The following is a 15,036-nucleotide window of genomic DNA, read 5'->3' as shown; positions in this document are numbered from 1 at the left end:
TGACGGCGGCCTCGGCTGCGCCTCGCCCTCACCTGCCCTCCGGGCACCCTCTCCCGCAAGCGGGAGAGGGGATGATAGTGAGCTCTCCTCCTCTCCCGCTTGCGGGAGAGGACAGGCCGTCAGGCCAGGTGAGGGCTCGCGGACGAAGCCTGCGAGGGCGGCGGAGCCGCTGGCGCCGGAGGCGCCAACTTCAGATGCAGCAGGTTCTTGCGCCGCTTCGCCTCGCCCTCACCTGCCCTTCAGGCATCCTCTCCCGCACGGCGGGAGAGGAGGCAGCGGGTGACTTAGACCAGGGCCCGCTTGTAGAGGGCCAGGAGTTCGGTCCAGGCGCGTTCGGCGGCGGCCTCGTCGTAGACCTGGCTGCCGCGGACGGTCCAGCCGTGGTTGGCGCCCTCATAGACCTCGACCTTGTGCGGCCGGCCGGCGGCGGCCAGCGCCGCCCGGAAGTTCTCCTTGGCCTGCGGATCCTGCTTGTCGTCGTTGTCGGCCACCAGGATCAGGTACTCGGCCTTGGTCCGGGGCAGCAGCAGGTGGGGGCTGGTCGGCGCCTCGGTGTGCAGGCCGCCGCCGTGGAAGCTGGCCACCGCCCCGATCCGGTCCGGAACCGCCGCGGCGGTGCGGACGGAGAGCGGACCGCCCATGCAATAGCCCTGCACGCCGGCCTTCCTGGTCTTGTCGGTCTGGACTTGCGCATCGAGGAAGGCGAGGTATGCGACCGAATCCCGATCGGTGCCTTCCGGCGTCACGCTGGCCCGCATGGGGGTGAGCTTCGCGCGGTCCTCGGCGTTCGCGAAATTGAAGCCGCTCTCCACCACCGGCGCGCGCTTGACGCGGTAATAGAGGTTGGGGACCAGCACCACATAGCCCTCGCCCGCGAGCCGACGGCCCATTTCCCGGAACACGGGGCGCAGGCTGACCACGTCCGGCCAGATCAGCACGGCAGGCCCGGTCCCCTGCCCTTCCGGATAGAACAGCGCGGCGTCGGCCACGCCGTCGGGCGTCTTCACCTCCACGTCGCGCTCGACCACCTTCTGCGCAGCACGCGCGGCCGAGGCGATCCCGGCGCTCGCCACCGCCATCAGGCCGAAGGCGCGGCGCGAGACGGTGGGATCGTAAGTCAGGCCCTGGTGGATGTCGTCGTCGCACATGGCGCAGCCTCCCTTCGGCGTTCAACCTTGGGAGGATTGTCGCGACCCGCGGCCTTCAGGGGAAGCCCGGAATCGAGCCTCAGGCTGGAACGACCTGCCCGTAGAGTCGGTCGAACACCGGCGGCAGGCTGTCCGGCAGCCCCAGCAGCGGCCCGGAGGAGAGCAGCAGCACCGCCTCGGAGCCCGTGAGATGCGACAGCGCACCGACCGCCTGGTCGGCGGTGACGACGCCCTCCACCGCCACGCCGGCCGCGGCGATGCGGTCGAGGATCTCGGCATGGGTGGACTGGTGGTGCCCGCCCGCGCCGTGAGTCGGCGGCGGAATGACCAGCACCCGGTCGACGCCTTCGAACACCGTGTCGTACCAGGCGAGCGCGTCGCGGCTGCGCCAGGAGAAGGCGTGCGGCTCGAAGACCACGGTCAGCGGGCGCTGCGGGAAGTGCAGGCGCATGGCCTCGATGGCCGAGCGGGCCTTTGTGTAGGACGAGCCGAAGCCTTCCACCACCGGCACGCGAGAGGCGGCGGTCAGCCGGTCGAGCCGCCGCCGGATGCCGGAGAAGCTCTTAACCGCCCGCGCGAGCACGTCGGGCTCCACGAGGCCACGCTCCAACAGGAAGGCGGCCACGCCGACGATGTTCTCCACATTGTGCGCGCCCAGCAGTCCGGTGCGTAAGGGCAGTTCGCGGCCGCCGGGGCCGGCCAGTACGAAGCGGGTGGTTTCGCCGAAGGCCACGTCGCGAGCGAACCAGCCCTCGCACGGCGAAGCCCCGTACCAGACCAGGCGGGCGGTGGTCTCGCCTGCGACGGCGCGGATCGCCGGATGGTCGCGCAGCACCGCCACGCCGGTCTCCGGGACCGCCCGCAGCAGCCGCCGGAACGGCGCTTCGTATTCAGCGAAGGTCGGGAAGACGTTGACGTGGTCGTGGACCAGCGAGGTCAGCAGCAGGTGATCGGGCCGGTAGAGGTCGAACTTGGAGCGCCGGTCGGACGCCGACACCACATATTCGTCGCCCTCCAGCACCACGGGGCCTGCGCCCCAGCGCCCGGTCTGCGGGAGAGCCGGCGAGATCGCCCCCACCATCCAGCCCGGATCGCGCCCGCCTTGCGCCAGGATGTGGGCCATCAGGGCCGCGCAGGTGGACTTTCCGAAGGAGCCGGCCACCACCGTGACGTCGCGATCCCGCGTCGCCTCCCCCAGCAGTTCGGCGAAGGTGGTGACGCGCACGCCGCGCGCCCGGGCGGCGGCGACCTCCGGATTCGACTCGGCGCCCAGCTTGGCGCTGGTCCCGAGCACCAGGAGATCGAGGTCCTGAGGCAGATTCGCCGCATCGAACCGGCGATGGAAGGGAAAGCCCAGGCCCTCCACATAGGTGGACATCGGCGGAAAGACGTCCTCGTCGGACCCGGAGACCTGGTGGCCCGCATCGCGCATCATCAGGGCCACGGCGCTCATGCCCGCCCCGGCCACGCCGGTGAAATGGATACGCATGGCCTCCCCAGGATCCGCCGCCTCGGCGCTGCTACCCTCCGGCGCAGGGCGCGTCGAGCCCGCCCGAAGTCGCAGCGTTCCGCCGACTTGCCGCCCAAAGCCTTAACCTTCGCTTAACCATAAGGCGGGAACCTGCAGGGGTCTTCCACGAAGACACCCCACCATCACCCACTTCGAACAGCCCGGCTCCGGCCGGGCTCTTTTTTTTCACAGGCCGACGCGCGACATCGCGTCCGATATGCTTGCGCGGCCGCGCGACGCGGCGTATACGCCCGGCTCCAAGCTGATCCCCGATAGCTCAGTTGGTAGAGCAGCCGGCTGTTAACCGGCTTGTCGCAGGTTCGAGTCCTGCTCGGGGAGCCATCTTGGCTCTGCGTTCCGCTCGAGGGCGCCCCTCCTCCATCAAATCCGTGGCTTTCGGCTGCGCTTTTTTCGTCAACCGATGTCGGCGTCGGCCGAGCTTGCGCGTCCTTGGGCCAGGAAGGCGCCGAGGGGTTCGGTCGCCACGATGGAGACCGGTCGATGAAGACCCCGCTGATCGCCCTGATCGCCGCCGCGGCCTGCCTGTCGGCGCCCGTGTTCGCCCAGGTCCAAGGAGCCAAGCCCGAGATGCAAGCCCCCGCCAAGCCCCTCCCTGCCCGCAGCGGCCACGTGCCGGCGAACGGCCTGAACTACTATTACGAGGTCCACGGCCAGGGCGAACCGCTGCTGCTGCTGCATGGCGGCCTGGGTTCCATCGACATGTTCGGCCCGCTCCTGCCCCAGCTCGCCGCCGGGCGGCAGGTGATCGCCGTGGACCTGCACGGCCACGGCCGGACCCAACTGGGGAACCGGAAGATCGACCTCGTCGACATCGGCGACGATCTGGCCGTCGTGCTCGACGCCCTGGGCTACGAGCAGGTGGACGCGCTGGGCTATTCCTTCGGCGCCGGAGCGGCCTTCCGCCTGGCGGCCCAGCATCCCGGCAAGGTGCGCCGGCTCGTCCTGGTCTCGGGCGGGTTCGCCCAGGATGGCTTCTATCCGGAGATGCTGCCCATGCAGGCCAGCGTGGGGGCCGGGATGGCCGAGATGATGAAGGACACGCCCATGTACCAGTCCTACGCCGCCGTGGCGCCGGACGTTTCGGAGTTCCCGCGGCTGCTGGACGCCATGGGCGAACTGATGCGCCGGCCCTACAATTGGGCCGACGACGCCAGGGGCCTGAAGATGCCGGTCATGCTGGTGTTCGGCGATTCGGACATGTACCGCCCCGAGCACGTGGTCGAGTTCTACAAGCTGCTGGGCGGCGGCCAGCGCGACGCCGGCTGGATGCGCGAGAACATGTCGCCAAACCGGCTGGCGATCCTGCCGGACCTGACCCACTACGAGATCTTCATGGCCCCGGAACTGGTCCGCACCGCCCTGCCGTTCCTGAACGGCGAGAGCGGGGTGAAGAGCTGGGCCGAGCAGACGGCCGCCGCCAACTGAGGCGGCCGTCGCGCACCGTCTAGCGGGCCTGGGCGAGCGCCATCCGCTTCAGGCGCTGGTGCTCGACCACGGTGATGCACTTGGGCGTCGCCCAGGTTTCGGCCTGGGCGGCGTCTTCGGCCTTCACGAACTCGATCGCGCCGTACTCGCGCACGAAGGCGCGGCGGGTCATCTCGTCCTGGTCGCAGATGTAGAGCTTCTTCGCCGGCTCGGCCTGGGCCGCCTTGGCGGGCCTGGCCTCTTCCGCGCCGGCGGAGGCGAATGAAAGCGTGGCGAGGGCCGCCCCCAGCACGATGTAACGCAAGGCTTTCGCTCCCTTGGAATGTGGCCCCTGGAGCGGGGCCTTTCGGGAACGATACGCCGGTCGTCACGAAATTGAAGTTTACATGACACACTGATCACGAACCCGTGATCTAAGCGGCGCGAAAAAGCCCGCGGCGAAAGCGCGCGGACTTGAGGGTCCCGTCAGCCGAAGCGGCCGGTGATGTAGTCCTGGGTCTGGGGCACCCGCGGGTTGGTGAAGACCTGCTGGGTCTCGCCGAACTCGATCAGCTTGCCCAGGTGCATGAAGGCGGTGTGGTGCGAAATCCGCGCGGCCTGAGCCATGTTGTGGGTGACGATGAGGACGGTGACGTCCTCCACCAGCCCGTCGATCAGTTCCTCGATCTTGGCGGTGGCGATGGGGTCCAGGGCGGAGGTCGGCTCGTCCAGCAGCAGCAGCTTGGGTTCCGGCGCCAGGGCGCGGGCGATGCAGAGGCGCTGCTGCTGGCCGCCGGAGAGCTCGAGGGCGGACTTGTTCAGCCGATCCTTCACCTCGTTCCAGAGGGCGGCCTGCTGCAGGGCGTGCTCGACGCGGCCGTCGATCTCGCCCTTGTTGCGGATGCCGCGCACATAGAGGCCGGCGGCGACGTTCTCGTAGATCGACTTCGGGAACGGGTTGGGCTTCTGGAACACCATGCCCACCAGCAGCCGCACCAGGATCGGGTCGACCGAGCGGCTGACCAGGTTCAGCTTGTCGGGCTCCAGCTCGATGGCGCCTTCGTAACGCACCCCCGGATAGAGGTCGTGAATGCGGTTGAAGCAGCGCAGCAGCGTGCTCTTGCCGCAACCCGAGGGGCCGATGATGGCGGTGACCCGCTGGTTGCGGATCTCCATGGAGATGTCGTGCAGGGCCTGGAACTTGCCGTACCAGAACTTCAGGTCCTTCACGCGCGCCCGCACGTTGGCGGCCTCGGCGGCCTGGCCGAACTGGGCGGGGGTGGGAGCTTGGGCGTTCAAGACGAGATCCTCAGGTCCGAAGGTTCCGCCGCAGCCTGTAGCGGATGAATATGGCGATAGCATTCATCGCCAGCGTCATGGCCAGCAGCAGGACGCCGGTGGCCGCAGCGTTGACGTGGAAGGCCGCCTGGGGCCGAGAGATCCAGTTGAACATCTGGATCGGCATCACCGTGAACGGCGAGTTCAGCCAGTCGAAGTTGAGCCAGGGGAAGTCCGGCTGCACGGGGCTGGGCGGCAGGAAGGCGATGAAGGTGAGCGCCCCGATGGTGATGATCGGCGCCGTCTCGCCGATGGCCCGCGACAGGCCGACGATGGCGCCGGTGATGATGCCGGGCCGGGCGGAGGGCAGCACATAGCCCCAGACCACCTGCCACTTGTTGCAGCCGACGCCGTAGGCGCTCTCGCGCAGGCCCGCCGGCACCGAGCGGATGGCCTCCCGCGTGGCGACGATCACGATGGGCAGGATCAGGAGGGCCAGCACCATGCCGCCGACCAGCACGGTCTGGCCGAGGCCCAGGAAGTAGACGAAGAAGCCCAGCGCCAGCAGGCCGTAGATGATCGAGGGCACGCCGGCGAGATTGCTGACATTGATGTCGATGATGTCCGTCAGCACGTTCTTGGGCGCGTACTCCTCGAGATAGATCCCGGCCCCGACCCCGAGCGGGATCGCCAGCACTGCGGTGACGAACATCACCAGGCTGGTGCCAACCCAGGCCGACAGGATCCCCGCCGAGGCGGGCCGGCGGGAGGGAAACTCGGTGAGGAACGCCCCATCGATCCGGCCCAGGCCGTCGCCCATCAGGTCGATGACCAGGGTGAAGAGGAGGCCCATCACGAAGACCAGCACGGCGATCCCGATCACGCCGAAGACGAGATCCTGGGTCTTCATCTTCCAGACCAGGCCGGCGGCGGCCTTGGAAGACCCGAGCACGTGAGCCCGATCGGTCATCAGTAGGCCTCCCGGAAGCGCTTGCGCAGGAAGAAGCCGAGCACGTTGAAGGCGAGCGTGATGAAGAACAGCACCAGGCCGGCGGCGAAGATCGTCGCATAGGCCAGAGAGCCATGCGGCAGGTCGCCCAGGCTCATCTGCACGATATAGGCGGTGATGGTCGCCGCCCCCTCGCGTGGGTCGAGCGTCAGGTTGGGATTCTGGCCGGCGGCGATCGCCACCACCATGGTCTCGCCCACCGCGCGGGAGAAGCCCAGGAGATAGGCCGCCGTTACGCCCGAGAAGGCCGCCGGGATCACCACCGAGAACGACATCCGCCAGCGGCTCATGCCCAGCGCGAAGGCGCCTTCCCGCAGGCTCATGGGCACCGCGCGCATGGCGTCTTCGCTGATCGAGACGATATAGGGCAGGATCATGATCCCCATGACGAAGCCGGGGATCAGCAGGTTGAAGCCGGACAGCCCTGGAATGAACTGCCGGGCGAGCGGCGTCAGGAACAGCAGGGCGAAATAGCCGAACACCACCGTCGGCACGGCGGCCAGCAGTTCCAGCACCGGCTTGAGCGCCTCGCGCACCTGCGGGCGAGCGAACTCGCTGAGATAGATCGAGAGCACCAGGCCGAGCGGCGTGGCCACCAGCATGGCGATTCCCGCCGCCCAGAAGGTGGCGCTGAGCAGGGGCAGGATGCCGTAGCGGGCGTTGGTGAAGACCGGCGTCCACTCGGTGTCGGTCAGGAAGGTGAAGAGCGGAACCTGCCGAAAGAAGACCAGGGATTCGGAGACGAGAACCCAGACGATGGCCGCGGTGATGAGCACCGAAAGCGCGGCGCAGACGAACAGCACCACCTGCATGACGGCGGCCAGGACGCGCCCGCGCCGCAGGAATGGGCTGCCCTTCAGCCGTTCGTATTCCGACAGTTCATGACCCAAGGCCGACACGCGAAGCGCCCTTCGTCCAAATGAGCGGCCGGGCCCTTCTAAGGCCCGGCCATAGAATGGGCTAGCCTTCGATCAGCGGGCGCCGGCCGGCTGCCCGCCCGCGTCGGCCAGGAGCTCTTCCGCCGTCACGCCGATCTTGGAGCCGCCTTCGAAGAAGGTGCCGGTGCGGCGCGCCTGAACCTTCGCAGCCGCGAGGCTGTAGGCCTGGGTCGGCAGCGGCACGTAGCCCACCTCGGCGACCAACGGTTCGCTGTGCGTCGCATCGAAGGCGAACTCGATGAAGGCGCGCAGGTGCGGCCGCTCGTCCACGTGCTTGCTGTTCACGTAATAGAAGAGCGGGCGCGAGAGAGGCTGGTAGGCGGCGTTGCGCGCGGTCTCCACCGACGGGGCGACGCAGGCGCCGTTGGGCTGGCGGATCGGCACAGCCTTCACCCGCTCGGCGTTCTCAGTGAAATAGGCCAGGCCCAGATAGCCAAGGCCGCCCGGATCGCCGGCCACGCCGGTGACCGTGACGTTGTCGTCTTCCGTCGCCGTATAGTCGCCGCGCGAGGCGCCCTCCTCCCCGCTCACCGCTTTGGTGAAGTAGTCGAAGGTGCCGGAGTCGGTGCCGGCGCCGAACAGCTTGATCGGCAGGTTCGGGAAACCCGGCCGCACCTGATTCCAGTTCGTCACCTTCCCCTGGGCGCTCGGCTGCCAGATGGTCTTCAGCTCGTCCACCGACAGGCAGTCGACGAAACTGTTCCCCGGGTGGACGATCACCGCCAGGGCGTCGAGGGCGACCGGCAGCTCGATGAACTCCACGCCGTTCTCGCGGCAGAGCGCGATCTCCTCTTCCTTGATCGGCCGCGACGCGCCGGAGATGTCGGTCTCGCCGCGGCAGAACTTCTTGAAGCCGCCGCCGGTGCCCGACAGGCCGATGGTCACTCGCGTGCCGGAGGTCTTCTGGAATTCTTCGCCGATGGCTTCGGAGATCGGATAGACGGTGCTGGACCCGTCGATCAGCACGACAGCGCCGCCGCCGTCTGCCTTTTGCGTCCCGCCGCCCTGCCCGCAGGCCGTCAGGGCCAGTACAGCGACGCCCGCCAGGAGAAGCTTCTGCATCATGGATGTCTCTCTAGAACCCCGGAGCGGCCGCTCCGGCCGCGTTCGGGCCGACTGCTAGAGACGGGGCGTCACAGTTTTATGACTGTCGCGCCGCCGGCGCCGGCGCTCCGCGGCGGCGACCTTGTCCCGCCGCGGCTCGTCAGCGCACGGAACATAAGACGCGACATGGCTTTGCGCGCAAGGCGGGATCGAAGTCGCCGACAAGGCTTCGCGGGCGTCGCCCACTCCTCACGAAAGCTTCATGTAACCGTCACGTGAGCCCGACATAGGTGCACGCGCCGTCCGGACTGTCGGCGGCGCGAGCGAATCGAAGGGCAGGCGATGCGTCTGGGCGTCATCCTGGAGGGACCGCACCTGCCGCCGCCGGACGTCCAGCGGGCCCTTCTCGCGGCCCGGGCCTGCAGCGTCATCGCCCAGGAAGAACGGATGACGCCGGATGTCCGCCGGCGGCTCCACCGCCTGCTGCTGACCCTCAAGCGCGGCGACGAGGTCGTGGTCCAAAGCCTCGACGTCTTCGACAAGACCACCGGCGAACTGGCGGTTCTGCTGCGCAACCTCTTCCAGATCGGTGTCGGCGTGCGGGTCGTGGCGGCCGAGGACGACGAGACGCTGCTAGCCCCCGAAGATCCCGTCGTGGCGCTGGTCTCGCTCCTGGCGGAGCACGAGACCCGACGCCCGGTGGGCGAGAAAGCGTACCGCCGCCGCCGGGGCGCGGCCGGCCGGCGGCTCGAGCTCACCAACTATCAGGTGGACTACGCCCGCAAGCTCTATGCCGAGGGCGCCTCGCCCCGCGCCATCGGGCTCCTGTTCCAAGCCACGCCGGACGAGGTCTGGCAGATCGTGGGCCGCTAGATGCCGGACCTGGTCTGGCCGCTCTATCAAGGCCTTGCGGGGCTGGCGGTGGGGAGCTTCCTCGGGCTTATGTCCCTGCGCCTGCCGCAAGGCGCGCCCGTGGCGGCCTCGCGCTCGGCCTGCGCCGCCTGCGGGCGGCGGCTCGGCGTGGCCGATCTCGTTCCGCTGGCGAGCTTTCTCCTGCTCCGCGGCCGGTGCCGCACCTGCGGCGCACAGATCCCCCGGCGCTACCCGGCGCTGGAGGCCGGCTGTGCCGCCATCGGGGTCTGGGCGGGGCTGGCTCAGCCGGGATGGCTCGGCCTGGCCGGCGCCCTGCTCGGCTGGCAACTCCTGCTGCTGGCGGTCCTTGACGCCGAGCACTTCTGGCTTCCGCGGGCGCTCACGCTCGGCCTGATCGGATCGGGGCTGGCCGCCGCCCTTCCGCAGGGCCTGGAAGCCCTCCGCGACAGCGCGATCGGCGCGGCGGCGGGCTTTGCGGCCCTGGCCCTGATCGGCGAAGGCTACCGCCGCATCCGCGGCCGCGAAGGACTAGGCGGCGGCGATCCCTGGTTCCTCGCCGGCGCCGGCGCCTGGACCGGCTGGGCGGCCCTGCCGACCGTGCTCGTCTGGGCCTGCCTGGCCGGCCTCAGCCTGGCGGCGGCGAGCGCCCTCTTCGGCCGCCGGCTGGCCCTGGACGCACGCCTGCCCTTCGGCGTGTTCCTCGCCATCGGGACATGGCTCGCCTGGCTCTATGGCCCGCTGGGGCGGTTCTAGCGGCCGATTCGGCCTTCGTCGGTGCGGACCTGTCCCGTCGCGGTCCGTTCGAAACCCCGGATCGCCGCATCGGCCGCCTGGACAGTCGTCCGCGCCCGGTAGCCGCCGTCACCGGCAATCCGCACCTCCACCGAAACGACCGGCCCCGTCAGGGCGGCGACCAGGTCTTGATTTACGCAGGCAAGGGGCCCGTCGGCCTCCAGTTCGACGCCCAGCCCGCCGACAGGGACGCCCCTCAGCGCCACGCGGCCCCCGGCCTCTCGACAGGCGCCGCCGGAAAAGGCGACCCGCGCGTCCTGGAAGACCAGACGCCCTTCGAGGGGCAGACCCGTCAGCACGCGCTCCACCGGAACCGCGCCGTTCAGCTTGTGAAGGGACAGACCCGACCGCGTCGCCTGCAGCCGCCCCTTCGGCGCGGCGGAGGTCTCGCCTTCGAACCAGAGGCTGGCGCGGCCGACGACAAGGCTCAAAGGATCAAGGCCGACACGCAGGTCGCCCAACGGCAGACCTCCGAAAGCCGCTCCGCGAAGTTCGCCGCGCCAGACGCCGCCGCTGACCGTCTGCGCCGACAGCCCGCGAGCCGGCGCTCCGCTTACGGCCAGAGCGACCGAGAGCGGCGCCGTCGCCGCCAGCGCTACGAGGAAGGCCAGGGCGAAGAGTGCGATCAGGGCGCGGCGGCTCACGAACCGACCCGCTTCAGGGTGGCGTCGAGGGCCAGGCCGCCGGTCTCGTTCTTCATCACGCTGAGGTGTTCGAGCGCCACCCCATGTTCCCGCTGCAACAGCGCCAGCCAGGGAAACAGGGCCGCGGGCGCCGCCGAGGCTACGGCGACGCGCAGGCCGCCGGCCGGATCGGGCTCGATGCGAGCGATCTCCACGCCGCCAGCGGCGGCAGTCTCGCTCACCACCGCCTGGAGGGCCCGGCCGGCCGAGGCCGGCTCCGGCGGGGGCTTCAGGCGCGCGAGCTCGGCCAGCGCCCGGTCGACGCCGGTCCGGGTCTCGACCGCGCGGGCATGGCGCGCCTCGGCCGCACGGCCCGCCGCCAGCAGCGGCGCGGCCACGGCGAACCACAGGGCGAAGAGCAGCAGCCCTCCGGCCATCACCGCAAGCAGCACCCGCTCGCGCGGCGATCTTTCGTCCCACCAAGCTCTCATCCGCGCGTCCCCACGATGACGTCGGCCAGCACCCCGCCGCCGGCTTCGCGAACCCCCGCCTCGCGCAGCGCCACGCCGTCCCGACGCAGGGCCGTCCGAAGCAGCTCGAGATCGGAGGCGTTGAGGCAGAGGATCTGCGCCCGCAGCCCGCCGCCTGGGTCCAGGATCAGGCTTTCGAGCTGCACGCCCTCCAGGCCTTCGAGGGCCGTAAAGAAACGCGCCGCCAATCCGGCCGGCCCGCCCCCGGTCGCCAGCTCCGCTCGGGCCAGGCGCTCGGCCGCCTGACGGAGAGGGTCCTGCACGGACGTTCCTTTGGGCAGCACGGCCGCGACCTTGGCGGCGGTCTCGGCTTCCAGCCGGCGGGCGGCCAGGTCGTGACGCAGGGCCTGGGCGGCGAACAGGATCACGGGGCTGAGCAGCGCGAGCGCGGCCAGTGCGAGGAGCCGGCGGCGGCGCGACGGCGCGATCTCCAGCCTTCCGCCGGGCGCGAACTCGCCCTGCAGCAGATCCACGGGCGGCGCAGCGCAAGCCTGGCGCGCCATGGCTTCCAACGCCCGCTCCTCGATCCGTTGCACCTCCCGTCCGTGCAGCACCACCTCGGCGAGTTCAGGTTCCAGGCCGGCGGCGAAACGACGTCCGCGGGCGGCCAGGATCGGGCCGAAGGCGGCCGTCGAGACCGCTCCCTCCGCCTCGGGCTCTGCGAGCAGCAGATAGTCCGGCAGGGCTGCGACGGGCCGGACGCCGTGCAGCGCCGCGGCCGCCAGCCGCCCCTGCAGCGCCCCGCGCGATATGGCGAGCACCAGGCGATGGCCATCGGCTTCCGCAGAGCCGACAGCGACATGCAGGTCTTCGGCGGCCAGGGCCTGTCGGTCGGCCAGCATCAGGGCGGCGGCCGCGCGCGCCTGGCGCTGATGGCCGACCGGCAGCTTCAGCCAGCGGGAGGCGACCTCCTCGCCGGGGACCACCAGGACGTCGCGCACGTCCGGCGGCGCGGCGGCGCCCACAGGCAGCTCGCCGCGCTCGGCCACTTCCCCCAGGGGGCCGAGCAGCCAGTAGGTCGGCGGATCGGCCGGCGCGCGTGGGGCGAATATGATGCGGGTTCGGGTCATTCTTCGGGGGTCCAGCGACGGGCGGCCAGCCGCAGGCGGCCGGCCCGGTCTTCGAACAAGGCGCTCGCCGAAACCTCGGCGTCGAGATAGGCGACCTCGGTCTCCAGCACGAAGAACCGCGGCGTCACGGCGATCTGGCCGGGGTCGACGCTCGGCGGCAGGTCGCTTCTGCGCTTCACCGCGTCCCAGAACCCGGCGGCGCTCCAGCCGGCGGGCGGGCGCTCGGCGATCAGTTGGCGGGCGGCGGCGGGCGAAACCGCGCCGTCGGTCAGCATGGCGATCAGCGGCGCATCGGCCTCGGCGAGGCCGTTGATGTTGATCGGGGAGAGCTCCGGGCTCGGAAGGGCGCAGACATGGGGCCTGAGCCGTGCATAGGTCTGGGCGTCGAAACCCTGGATCGCGCGAAGCTCGCTCGTCTCGGCCAGCAGGGTCCCGCCCGTGCGATAGGGCCGCGGGCCTCGACCATAGGCTTCGTCTTCGGCGCCGCCGGCCTCGCGCATCTGGTCGCTGTCGATCCAGTCGATCAGGGCCGCCGTCAGCATCTCGGCCTGGCGCGGCGCGACGTCGAGGGCGATCAGGAGCGCCTGCAACTGGGCCGCGCCCCGCTCGCGCCGGCGCAGCACCTCGCCCGCGCCCTCGACCACGCTGTTCAGGTTGAAGCAGGTCGTGCCGTCGCGAAGGCGCGCCTGGATCGCCCCGCCCTCAATGGGGAATCGAAAGACCCGGCCGTTCCACTCCGCGCGCTTCAGGGCGTCGGTTTCCGTCAGCCTGGCGAGCTGGACGGCCGTCAGGGATTCGGCCCCAATGGCGTACCAGCGCGCCTGGGCGGTGGTCTCGGCGTTGGACTGGCGACGCAGGCCGAAGCGGATGTCGTCCAGCATCCCCACCGCCAGGGTGGACAGCACCGCCACCAGCAGCAGCACGGTCAGCAGCGCAATCCCCTCCTCCCCCGGCCGGTTCACGAGGCGCCTCCCGGCAGCAGGAAGAGCTGGCGCACCTCGCCGATGGATCTCAGCGTCAGGTCCAGGCGAACCACCTGCGGCAGGGCCACCTCGCCCGAGGTGGTCCAGGTCGGCCGCCAGGCGCCCTGCGCATAGAACTCGACCTGGGCGGTCTCGACGCCGTCGACCAGCACCTGCGCGTCGCCGAGCGGCGCGCCGTCCAGAGCCGGGCGGGCGCGGCGCTCCAACCGGCCTTCGGTGACCCGGTATTCGACATATTGCAGCGAGGCCCGGGGCGCGGCGTCGGGATTGTCCCAACCGCGGCGCACGAAGGCCAGCAGCGCGCCGGATTTCGGATCGGCGCCCATGAAGGCGTCCCGCGCCGCCGCACCAGCCGGGTCGCGCGTGCGCCGAACGGCGGCCTGCTCCAGATCGGCCTTCAGCAGGGCCCGCGCCCGCTGGAAATCCGCCAGTCGATCCATACGGCCGCGGACGGCCGCCTGGTTGTCGGCGGCGAACCCCATCATCGCCACCCCCGCCGCCGCCAGCAGGGCGAAGACGAACAGGGCCACCAGCATCTCGACCAGGGTGAAGCCCTTCATCGCGACACCCGGAAGACGGTCAGCTCGGCGGCCGTGCGGGCGCCGTCCAACACCCGCACCTCGATGCGCAGGATCTCGGGATCGTCGGTGCGGGCCGCCTGCCGCGTCCAACGCCAATCGCGCCCGGCGAGCGGCTCCACGCCCTCGATCGTGCCGATTGCTGGCGGCGCCGGATCGGTCAGGGCCTCGATCGCCCGGTTCTCGGCCACCACGGCGGCGAAGGCCCGCGTCTCGACGGAAGCGGCTGTGCGGGTGTTCTCGCCCGCGAGGTTCAGGAGCGCCATGGCCGCCAGGCCGAAGACCGCCAGGGCCACCATCAGCTCCAGCAGGGTGAAGCCGTTCGGGTCAGCGGCCGGGCGCATGGTCGATCCGGACATTGCCCGCCTCGTCGACGGAGAGCCCCGCCTCCCGGCCCTCGCGACTGAGCAAGATGCGGACCGGGCCCGCTCCGCCGGTGGCGTCGAAGCGCACGGTCGCCGAGCCGTCGGCGCTTGCGACGGCCGCCGTCACGCCCTCGCTCCAGGCCTGGGCCTCGAAGGGAGGTTCCTCGAAGTCGGCCCAGCCGCCGCGGGTTTGGCTGCGGAAGCGGTAGCCGCGGGCGTCCAGCGCCGCCTCGACGGCGCGGTTGGTCAGCACCGCCTCCTCCCGCGCCCGCGTCAGCCGCACGGCCAGGCGCTCGGCCTCGTCCGACAGCCGCGGCCGGGGGTCGGGTACGGTCAGCACCACGGCGCCGGCCAACAGGCCGACGATGGCCAGGCAGACCATCAGCTCCACCAGGGTGAAGCCCTGTTCGGCGCGGGGCCTAGCTCCAGTTGCCGATGTCGGCATTCTCGCCCTCGCCGCCCTTGGCCCCGTCGGCGCCGAAGGAATAGACGTCGAACCGCCCGTGCTCGCCCGGCAGGGCGTACTGGTAGGGATTGCCCCACGGATCCTGCGGAAGGCGCCGGATGTAGCCGCCCTCACGATAGCGGTCGGCGCGCGCCAGGCCGGTCGGCGGGCTGACCAGCGCCTTCAGACCCTGCTCGGTGGTCGGGAAGGCCAGGTTGTCCAGGCGATAGGCTTCGATGGCCTGTTCCAGCACCGCGACGTCGGCGCGGGCCTTCTCGCGCATGGCCCGGTCCTGGCTCGGCAGGACATTGATCATCACCACGGTGGCCAGCAGGCCGAGGATGACGATCACCACCATCAGCTCCAGCAGGGTGAAACCGTCTTCGCCCTTGGGGCGGCGGCCTTGCGCGCGCGGGGTCATGGGA

Annotated in this window: 18 protein-coding genes and 1 tRNA gene; 4 read left to right on the top strand and 15 right to left on the bottom strand. The window is 70.6% G+C overall.

Translation table 11 applies throughout. The features are described 5' to 3' along the window. Positions 1 to 284: 284 nt before the first annotated feature. Entirely contained in the window at positions 285 to 1,148 is an 864-nt protein-coding gene (locus tag ACK41C_RS13845; protein ID WP_409655384.1) for a dienelactone hydrolase family protein, read from the bottom strand. Between the two features lie 79 nt (positions 1,149 to 1,227). Next, on the bottom strand, positions 1,228 to 2,637 hold the full coding sequence (locus ACK41C_RS13840) for a Mur ligase domain-containing protein (RefSeq protein ID WP_409655381.1): 1,410 nt from the start codon (positions 2,635 to 2,637) through the stop codon (positions 1,228 to 1,230). Positions 2,638 to 2,924: 287 nt separating this feature from the next. On the opposite strand from ACK41C_RS13840, the gene ACK41C_RS13835 reads away from it, so the two are divergent. Both ACK41C_RS13835 and ACK41C_RS13830 read left to right on the top strand, forming a co-directional pair. Then, a tRNA-Asn gene (locus ACK41C_RS13835) sits at positions 2,925 to 3,000 on the top strand. Positions 3,001 to 3,159: 159 nt separating this feature from the next. After that, positions 3,160 to 4,104 carry an alpha/beta fold hydrolase gene (locus ACK41C_RS13830; protein WP_409655378.1) on the top strand — a complete coding sequence of 315 codons (945 nt, stop codon included), beginning with the start codon at positions 3,160 to 3,162 and terminating at the stop codon, positions 4,102 to 4,104. Between the two features lie 19 nt (positions 4,105 to 4,123). On the opposite strand, the gene ACK41C_RS13825 is transcribed toward ACK41C_RS13830, so the two are convergent. From ACK41C_RS13825 to ACK41C_RS13805, 5 genes are all read right to left on the bottom strand, one after another. Continuing rightward, a complete protein-coding gene (locus ACK41C_RS13825) occupies positions 4,124 to 4,408 on the bottom strand; it encodes a hypothetical protein (RefSeq protein ID WP_409655375.1) in 285 nt (94 codons plus the stop codon). Between the two features lie 161 nt (positions 4,409 to 4,569). Beyond that, complete coding sequence (pstB, locus tag ACK41C_RS13820) at positions 4,570 to 5,382, bottom strand: phosphate ABC transporter ATP-binding protein PstB (protein ID WP_409655373.1); 813 nt, start codon at positions 5,380 to 5,382, stop codon at positions 4,570 to 4,572. Between the two features lie 10 nt (positions 5,383 to 5,392). Further along, positions 5,393 to 6,331, bottom strand: coding sequence for a phosphate ABC transporter permease PstA (pstA, locus tag ACK41C_RS13815; RefSeq protein WP_409655370.1), 939 nt, complete (start codon positions 6,329 to 6,331; stop codon positions 5,393 to 5,395). Then, positions 6,331 to 7,269 carry a phosphate ABC transporter permease subunit PstC gene (pstC, locus tag ACK41C_RS13810; protein ID WP_409655367.1) on the bottom strand — a complete coding sequence of 313 codons (939 nt, stop codon included), beginning with the start codon at positions 7,267 to 7,269 and terminating at the stop codon, positions 6,331 to 6,333. The genes pstA and pstC overlap by 1 nt, the downstream gene beginning before the upstream one ends. 72 nt (positions 7,270 to 7,341) lie before the next feature. Next, positions 7,342 to 8,373, bottom strand: coding sequence for a PstS family phosphate ABC transporter substrate-binding protein (locus ACK41C_RS13805; RefSeq protein ID WP_409655364.1), 1,032 nt, complete (start codon positions 8,371 to 8,373; stop codon positions 7,342 to 7,344). A gap of 321 nt (positions 8,374 to 8,694) precedes the next feature. Here ACK41C_RS13805 and ACK41C_RS13800 point away from each other — a divergent pair, with 321 nt between their 5' ends. Together ACK41C_RS13800 and ACK41C_RS13795 are read left to right on the top strand one after the other, a co-directional pair. Further along, a complete protein-coding gene (locus ACK41C_RS13800) occupies positions 8,695 to 9,225 on the top strand; it encodes a recombinase family protein (RefSeq protein WP_409655362.1) in 531 nt (176 codons plus the stop codon). Then, positions 9,226 to 9,978, top strand: a complete 753-nt coding sequence (locus ACK41C_RS13795) for a prepilin peptidase (protein ID WP_409655360.1) — start codon at positions 9,226 to 9,228, stop codon at positions 9,976 to 9,978. On the opposite strand, the gene gspN is transcribed toward ACK41C_RS13795, so the two are convergent. From gspN to gspG, 8 genes are read right to left on the bottom strand one after another with little or no spacing between them, the layout of a single operon-like run. Beyond that, a complete protein-coding gene (gene gspN / locus ACK41C_RS13790) occupies positions 9,975 to 10,661 on the bottom strand; it encodes a type II secretion system protein N (protein ID WP_409655357.1) in 687 nt (228 codons plus the stop codon). The two genes, ACK41C_RS13795 and gspN, sit on opposite strands and share 4 nt — an antisense overlap. After that, positions 10,658 to 11,131: a type II secretion system protein GspM gene (gene gspM, locus ACK41C_RS13785; RefSeq protein ID WP_409655354.1), complete on the bottom strand. Its 474-nt coding sequence runs from the start codon at positions 11,129 to 11,131 to the stop codon at positions 10,658 to 10,660. Before gspM ends, gspN begins: the two co-directional genes overlap by 4 nt. Continuing rightward, positions 11,128 to 12,240 carry a type II secretion system protein GspL gene (gspL, locus tag ACK41C_RS13780; RefSeq protein ID WP_409655352.1) on the bottom strand — a complete coding sequence of 371 codons (1,113 nt, stop codon included), beginning with the start codon at positions 12,238 to 12,240 and terminating at the stop codon, positions 11,128 to 11,130. The genes gspM and gspL overlap by 4 nt, the downstream gene beginning before the upstream one ends. Then, positions 12,237 to 13,202 (bottom strand): type II secretion system minor pseudopilin GspK, encoded by a 966-nt coding sequence (gene gspK, locus ACK41C_RS13775; protein WP_409655350.1) that lies wholly within the window; start codon positions 13,200 to 13,202, stop codon positions 12,237 to 12,239. The genes gspL and gspK overlap by 4 nt, the downstream gene beginning before the upstream one ends. Next, positions 13,199 to 13,783: a type II secretion system minor pseudopilin GspJ gene (gene gspJ / locus ACK41C_RS13770; protein ID WP_409655347.1), complete on the bottom strand. Its 585-nt coding sequence runs from the start codon at positions 13,781 to 13,783 to the stop codon at positions 13,199 to 13,201. The genes gspK and gspJ overlap by 4 nt, the downstream gene beginning before the upstream one ends. Continuing rightward, on the bottom strand, positions 13,780 to 14,145 hold the full coding sequence (gene gspI, locus ACK41C_RS13765; protein WP_409655344.1) for a type II secretion system minor pseudopilin GspI: 366 nt from the start codon (positions 14,143 to 14,145) through the stop codon (positions 13,780 to 13,782). The genes gspJ and gspI overlap by 4 nt, the downstream gene beginning before the upstream one ends. After that, a complete protein-coding gene (locus ACK41C_RS13760) occupies positions 14,129 to 14,611 on the bottom strand; it encodes a GspH/FimT family pseudopilin (protein ID WP_409655342.1) in 483 nt (160 codons plus the stop codon). Before ACK41C_RS13760 ends, gspI begins: the two co-directional genes overlap by 17 nt. After that, positions 14,586 to 15,032: a type II secretion system major pseudopilin GspG gene (gene gspG / locus ACK41C_RS13755; RefSeq protein WP_409655340.1), complete on the bottom strand. Its 447-nt coding sequence runs from the start codon at positions 15,030 to 15,032 to the stop codon at positions 14,586 to 14,588. Before gspG ends, ACK41C_RS13760 begins: the two co-directional genes overlap by 26 nt. Between the last annotated feature and the right edge of the window lie 4 nt (positions 15,033 to 15,036).

The organism is Phenylobacterium sp., assembly GCF_046290725.1.
Lineage (GTDB): Bacteria > Pseudomonadota > Alphaproteobacteria > Caulobacterales > Caulobacteraceae > Phenylobacterium.
Note: the sequence above shows the minus strand (reverse complement) of the source record. Positions and strands in the feature narration are given on the sequence as shown.